The sequence below is a fragment of the Nonomuraea sp. NPDC005983 genome, assembly GCF_040614375.1.
Classification (GTDB): Bacteria; Actinomycetota; Actinomycetes; order Streptosporangiales; family Streptosporangiaceae; genus Nonomuraea.
This window is the reverse complement of record NZ_JBEXUP010000115.1, coordinates 21,413-27,449: the sequence shown is the minus strand read 5'-3', so window position 1 is coordinate 27,449 and position 6,037 is coordinate 21,413. Positions and strand designations below refer to the sequence as shown.

The window sequence follows — 6,037 nt, the reverse complement described above, 5'->3', positions numbered from 1 at the left end:
CTCATCGACGCCGACCCGCGCGTGCCGTGGGAGCCCGAGGCCGACCACCACCCGGTGGGCCCCCCCCCCCCCCCCGCCCCCCCCCCCGCGCGGCCCGGGGGGTGGGGGGGGCTGGGGCAACGGGGGGGGGGCACCCCCCCCCCCGAGCCGGTAGACTTGACGGGTTGCGCTCGTAACGCCTTCCGCTAGGGCGGGTGAGGGGGAGCGCTCAAGAATCCGATCCCGCATCCCTAGGAGATGTCGTGTCTGAAGTTCGCATCGCCGCCGAGTCGCGCACGGAGTTCGGCAAGGGCGCCGCTCGCAAGATCCGCCGCGCCGACAAGGTCCCCGCCGTCCTCTACGGCCACGGCATCGACCCCAAGCACCTGACCCTGCCGGGTCACGAGCTCCTCCTCGCGCTCCGCACGCCCAACGTGCTGATCCGCCTCAAGGGCGACGACGTCGACGAGCTGGCACTGCCCAAGGGCGTCCAGCGCGACCCGATCAAGGGCTTCGTCGAGCACGTCGACCTGCTCCTGGTCAAGCGCGGCGAGAAGGTCACGGTCGAGATCCCGGTCACCACGGTCGGCGACGTCAACTCCGAGGGCCTGCTCGACCTGCAGCTCGTCCAGATCGCCGTGGAGGCCGAGGCCACCCACATCCCGACCGGCGTCGAGGTCGACGTCGAGGGCCTCACGGTCGGCACCTCGATCACCGCCGGCGAGCTGAAGCTGCCCCAGGGCGCCACCCTGGCCGCCGACGCCGACGCCGTGGTCCTGCACGTCATCGGCAAGCCGGTCGAGGCTCCGGCCGAGGAGGAAGAGGCCGCCGAGGGCGAGGTCGCGGCCGCCGCCGAGGGCGAGGCCGCCGAGGCCGCCGCCGAGTAACGCACCGCTGTTCACCGACGGGGCAGCCATGGGCTGCCCCGTTCGGGTTGAGGGGAACGCATGGACCGCTGGCTGATCGTCGGGCTGGGCAATCCGGGGCCCGAGTATGCGGGCAACAGGCACAACGCCGGCTTCATGGCGCTCGACGAGCTGGCCGCCAGGGCCGGCGGGCGGTTCAAGGCGCACAAGAGCCGGGCCGAGGTGCTGGAGACGCGCGCCGCGGTGCTGGCCAAGCCGCTCACGTACATGAACCTGTCGGGCGGGCCCGTCAAGGCGCTGGCCGACTTCTACAAGCTCGGGCCTGAACGACTGATCGTCGTCCACGACGAGCTGGACGTCCCGTACGGCGCGCTCCGCGCCAAGTTCGCCGGCGGCGACAACGGGCACAACGGGCTGAAGTCCATCACCAAGGTGCTCGGCACCCGCGACTACCTGCGGGTCCGCTTCGGCATCGGCCGCCCGCCCGGCCGCATGGACCCCGCCGCCTTCGTGCTGAAGGACTTCGGCACCGCCGAGCGCAAGGACCTGCCCTTCCTCGTCGACCGGGCGGCCGACGTGGTCGAGTCGCTCATGGAGCGTGGCCTCGAAGCCACCCAGAACGAATATCACCGGGCGGACCTCAAGATTTCCGGCCCTCCTCGCTGACCATCGCATAGAGCCGTTCGCGCACGGGGGTGGCTCCGTACCGCTACCATCTGGTGACTGTCCGTTGTCCCATGGTCACGTGGAGGGTGCGTGCGCCACGGCGAGGCGTTGTTGACCGTCGTCACATCCGGCATTCCCGCTGGCCGGCGGGTCAGCCCTCGCATGCCTCACTGGGTGCGGTCGTACCGGGTCCATGCACTGCTCGCCGATCTCGCGGGCGGGGGGCTCGGCGCGGCTCTCGCCTTCTTTCTCAGGTTCCGGGAGCTGACCGCGTACGCGCTGCCGTACGTGCTGCTCAGCGCGGCCCTGCCGGTCGTGTGGGTGTGCGCGGTGGCGCTCAACCGCGCCTACGAGGCGCGCATGATCGGCATCGGGTCGGAAGAGTTCCGTCGCGTCGTGCAGTGCGGCGTGGCCCTGACCGCCGCCATGGCCATCGGCTCGTACCTGACCAAGGCCGACGTCGCCCGCGGCTACGTGGTCCTCGCACTGCCGCTGGTCACGCTGCTGACCCTGACGTTCAGGTACGCCCTGCGCCGCGCGCTGCACCGCCGCAGGGCCGGAGGCGCGTGCATGCGCAGGGTGGTCGCGGTGGGCCACGCGGCCTCCGTCGCGGAGCTGGTGCAGCTCTTCCGCAGGGAGCGCTACCACGGCATGGACGTCGTGGCCGCCTGCCTGCCCGAGGACGCGCCCGGCGAGAGCGTCGGCGACGTGCCCGTCGCAGGTGACTTCAGCGACATCCCGCTGGTGGTCGACCAGTTCGCGGCCGACACCGTCGCCGTCCTCGCCTGCCCCGAGATGGACGGCCTGGCGCTGCGGCGGCTGGCCTGGCGGCTGGAGCGCACCCAGACCGAACTGGTGGTCGCCCCCGCGCTGATGGAGGTGGCCGGGCCGCGCACGACGATCAGGCCCGCCGCCGGGCTGCCGCTGCTGCACGTCGAGCACCCCGAGCTGACCGGGGCCAGGCAGCTCGTCAAGAACGTCTTCGACCGGGTGGTGGCGGCCGGGCTGCTGGTGCTGCTGGCGCCGCTGCTGGTCGGGCTGGCGCTGGCCGTCCGGATGACCAGCCCGGGGCCCGCGCTGTTCAGGCAGACCAGGGTCGGCCGCGACGGCGAGCTGTTCACGATGGTGAAGTTCCGCACCATGCGCCGCAACGCCGAGCACCAGAAGATCACCCTGGTCAGCGACGGCGACGGCATGCTGTTCAAGGTCCGCAACGACCCTCGCGTGACCCCGCTCGGCACGCTGATGCGGCGGCACTCCCTCGACGAGCTGCCCCAGCTCATCAACGTGGTGCGCGGCCATATGTCGCTGGTCGGGCCGCGCCCGCCGCTGCCGGAAGAGGTCGCCCGCTACGGCGACGACGTGCGCCGCAGGCTGCTCGTTCGGCCGGGTCTGACCGGGCTGTGGCAGGTGAGCGGCAGATCGGATCTGTCGTGGGAGGAATCCGTCCGGCTCGACCTGCGTTACGTGGAGAACTGGTCCCTCACCCTCGACCTCCAGATCTTGTGGAAAACCTGGTCGGCCGTCGCCCGCGGGCAAGGAGCTTATTGATGACGATTCGCGACGACCATGCGCTCGCGGCTGATTTGGCGACGGAGGCAGGTGAGCGGCTGCTGAGAGTCCGCACCCGCCTGGGGTTCGGCGATCCGGCCGGGTTGCGGGCCGAGGGCGATCGCAGTTCCCACCTCTTCCTGATGGAGTCCCTGGCCCGGTTGCGGCCGAGCGACTGCGTGCTGTCGGAGGAGGCCACCCGCGAGGAGCGGCTCGACCCGCGCAGGCAGAGCGCCACACGGGTGTGGATCGTCGACCCGCTCGACGGCACCCGCGAGTTCGCGGAGGAGGGGCGCCCCGACTGGGCCGTGCACGTGGCGCTGTGGGAACGCGGCGCGCTGAGCGCGGGCGCGGTGGCGCTGCCCGCGCAGGGACGCACGCTGAGTACCGCGGAACCGCCCACGCTGCCCGCCTACGACAAGGGCAGGTTCCGCATCGCGGTGAGCCGCAGCAGGCCGCCCGAGTTCGTGCAGAAGCTGGCCTACCTCGTCGGCGCCGACCTGGTGCCCATCGGGTCGGCCGGGGCCAAGATCTCGGCCGTGCTCACCGGCGAGGTCGAGGCGTACGTGCACGCGGGCGGCCAGTTCGAATGGGATTCCGCCGCGCCCGTCGCGGTGGCGCAGGCCGCTGGAGCGCACGCCAGCCGCATTGACGGCTCGCCTTTGGCCTACAACCAAGCCGACCCGTCACTACCAGATATCCTGGTTTCCCTACCGGAACTGGCGTCATCCCTGCTCGCCGGTATTCGGGACCTGAACCGCTAACCGCCGGAGGAAGCGTCTCATGCTCCAGCGCGACTACACGACGTCGCAGCTCGACGTACTCGAAGCCGAAGCCATTCACATCATGCGCGAAGTGGCCGCGGAGTTCGAGCGTCCGTGTCTGCTCTTCTCCGGCGGCAAGGACTCCATCGTCATGCTCCGCATCGCGGAGAAGGCGTTCTGGCCGGCGCCGATCCCGTTGCCGTTGATGCATGTCGACACCGGGCACAACTTCGACGAGGTCATCGAGTTCCGCGACCGCCGCTCCCAGGAACTCGGCGCGCGTCTGATCGTGGCCAGCGTCCAGGCGTCCATCGACGCGGGGCGGGTGGTCGAGGAGACCGGTCGCCGGGCCTCGCGCAACCGGCTGCAGACCACCACGCTGCTCGACGCGATCGAGGAGCACGAGTTCGACGCCGTCTTCGGCGGCGCCCGCCGCGACGAGGAGAAGGCGCGGGCCAAGGAGCGGGTGTTCTCCTTCCGCGACGACTTCGGTCAGTGGGATCCGAAGAACCAGCGGCCGGAGCTGTGGAACCTCTACAACGCGCGCATCCGTAAGGGCGAGCACATCCGGGTGTTCCCGCTGTCGAACTGGACCGAGCTCGACATCTGGGACTACATCCGGCGCGAGGGCATCGAGATCCCGTCGATCTACTTCTCCCACACGCGCAAGGTCTTCGAGCGCGACGGGATGCTGCTCCCCGACTCCGATGTCGTCCGGCGTGCCGACGACGAGGCGCTGTTCGAGGCCGTCGTCCGTTACCGCACCGTCGGCGACATGACCTGCACGGGCGCGGTGACGTCCACGGCCGCCACCGTGGAGGAGATCATCGAGGAGATCGCGGCCACCCGGATCACCGAGCGGGGGGCCACCAGGGCCGACGACCGCGCCTCTGAGGCCGCCATGGAGGACCGCAAGCGGGAGGGCTACTTCTAACGATGGACATTCTGCGTTTCGCTACGGCGGGAAGCGTCGACGACGGCAAGTCCACCCTGATCGGGCGCCTGCTCTTCGACTCCAAGGCGATCTTCGAGGACCAGCTGGAGGCCGTCGAGCGCACCTCGCGCGACCGCGGCACCGAGTACACCGACCTGTCACTGCTCACCGACGGGCTGCGGGCGGAGCGCGAGCAGGGCATCACGATCGACGTGGCCTACCGCTACTTCGCCACCCCGCGCCGGAAGTTCATCATCGCCGACACGCCCGGGCACATTCAGTACACCCGCAACATGGTCACCGGCGCCTCCACGGCCGACCTGGCGATCATCCTGATCGACGCCCGCAAGGGCGTGCTGGAGCAGTCGCGACGGCACGCCTTCCTGACCTCGCTGCTCCGGGTCCCGCACCTGGTGCTCGCAGTCAACAAGATGGACCTGGTCGACTACTCCGAGGAGCGTTTCGAGGAGATCCGCGAGGAGTTCACCGCGTTCGCCTCGAAGCTGAACGTGGCCGACCTGACCTTCATCCCGATCTCCGCGCTGAACGGCGACAACGTGGTGTCGCGCTCCGAGAACATGCCCTGGTACAACGGCTCGTCGCTGCTGCACCACCTGGAGAACGTGCACATCGCGTCCGACCGCAACCTGGTCGACGTGCGCTTCCCCGTGCAGTACGTGATCCGCCCCCAGCGGGCCACCGACCACGCCTTCCACGACTACCGCGGCTACGCGGGCCAGGTCGCCGGCGGCGTGCTCAAGCCCGGCGACGAGGTGGTGCACCTGCCGTCGGGGCTCGCCACCAGAATCGCCGCGATCGACACGTTCGACGGGCCGGTGGAGGAGGCGTTCCCGCCCATGTCGGTCACCCTCCGCTTCGAGGACGATCTCGACATCTCCCGTGGCGACATGATCGCCCGTCCGAACAACCAGCCGCAGGTGACCCAGGAACTCGACGCCATGGTCTGCTGGATGTCCGACACGGTGAAGCTGACGCCGCGTACCAAGCTGACGATCAAGCACACCACCCGGACGGCCCGCGCGCTCGTCCGCGACCTGCACTACCGGCTGGACGTCAACACCCTGCACAGGGACGAGGCCGCCACGGCACTGGGGCTCAACGAGATCGGCCGCGTGTCACTGAGGGTCACCCAGCCGCTGTTCGTCGACGACTACGCGCGTAACAGGCTGACCGGCGGCTTCATCCTCGTGGACGAGGCCACCAACGGCACCGTGGGCGCCGGGATGATCACCGAGGCGCGGTAGATCCTTTGTCGA

At 70.1% G+C, this 6,037-nt stretch carries 6 protein-coding genes; all 6 read left to right on the top strand.

The window, feature by feature from the left end; all coding sequences use genetic code 11:
- The first annotated feature begins 242 nt into the window (after nucleotides 1–242).
- The 6 genes from ABZ297_RS35400 to cysN all read left to right on the top strand — a co-directional run bounded on the left by ABZ297_RS35400 (nucleotide 243) and on the right by cysN (nucleotide 6,025).
- Complete coding sequence (locus ABZ297_RS35400; RefSeq protein WP_355355670.1) at nucleotides 243–866, top strand: 50S ribosomal protein L25/general stress protein Ctc; 624 nt, start codon at nucleotides 243–245, stop codon at nucleotides 864–866.
- A gap of 60 nt (nucleotides 867–926) precedes the next feature.
- A complete protein-coding gene (pth, locus tag ABZ297_RS35395; RefSeq protein ID WP_355355668.1) occupies nucleotides 927–1,511 on the top strand; it encodes an aminoacyl-tRNA hydrolase in 585 nt (194 codons plus the stop codon).
- Between the two features lie 162 nt (nucleotides 1,512–1,673).
- Nucleotides 1,674–3,062, top strand: coding sequence for a sugar transferase (locus ABZ297_RS35390; protein WP_355355672.1), 1,389 nt, complete (start codon nucleotides 1,674–1,676; stop codon nucleotides 3,060–3,062).
- Nucleotides 3,062–3,826 carry a 3'(2'),5'-bisphosphate nucleotidase CysQ gene (locus ABZ297_RS35385; RefSeq protein WP_355355666.1) on the top strand — a complete coding sequence of 255 codons (765 nt, stop codon included), beginning with the start codon at nucleotides 3,062–3,064 and terminating at the stop codon, nucleotides 3,824–3,826. Before ABZ297_RS35390 ends, ABZ297_RS35385 begins: the two co-directional genes overlap by 1 nt.
- 19 nt (nucleotides 3,827–3,845) lie before the next feature.
- Nucleotides 3,846–4,760 carry a sulfate adenylyltransferase subunit CysD gene (gene cysD, locus ABZ297_RS35380; protein ID WP_355355664.1) on the top strand — a complete coding sequence of 305 codons (915 nt, stop codon included), beginning with the start codon at nucleotides 3,846–3,848 and terminating at the stop codon, nucleotides 4,758–4,760.
- 2 nt (nucleotides 4,761–4,762) lie between these two features.
- A complete protein-coding gene (gene cysN, locus ABZ297_RS35375) occupies nucleotides 4,763–6,025 on the top strand; it encodes a sulfate adenylyltransferase subunit CysN (RefSeq protein ID WP_355355662.1) in 1,263 nt (420 codons plus the stop codon).
- The last annotated feature ends 12 nt before the right edge of the window (nucleotides 6,026–6,037 follow it).

Bases quoted from the DNA above. Each gene is read 5' to 3' on its own strand.
- pth (WP_355355668.1), top strand. From the start codon at position 927: ATGGACCGCTGGCTGATCGTCGGGCTGGGCAATCCGGGGCCCGAGTAT.
- ABZ297_RS35390 (WP_355355672.1), top strand. From the start codon at position 1,674: ATGCCTCACTGGGTGCGGTCGTACCGGGTCCATGCACTGCTCGCCGAT.
- ABZ297_RS35385 (WP_355355666.1), top strand. From the start codon at position 3,062: ATGACGATTCGCGACGACCATGCGCTCGCGGCTGATTTGGCGACGGAG.
- cysD (WP_355355664.1), top strand. From the start codon at position 3,846: ATGCTCCAGCGCGACTACACGACGTCGCAGCTCGACGTACTCGAAGCC.
- cysN (WP_355355662.1), top strand. From the start codon at position 4,763: ATGGACATTCTGCGTTTCGCTACGGCGGGAAGCGTCGACGACGGCAAG.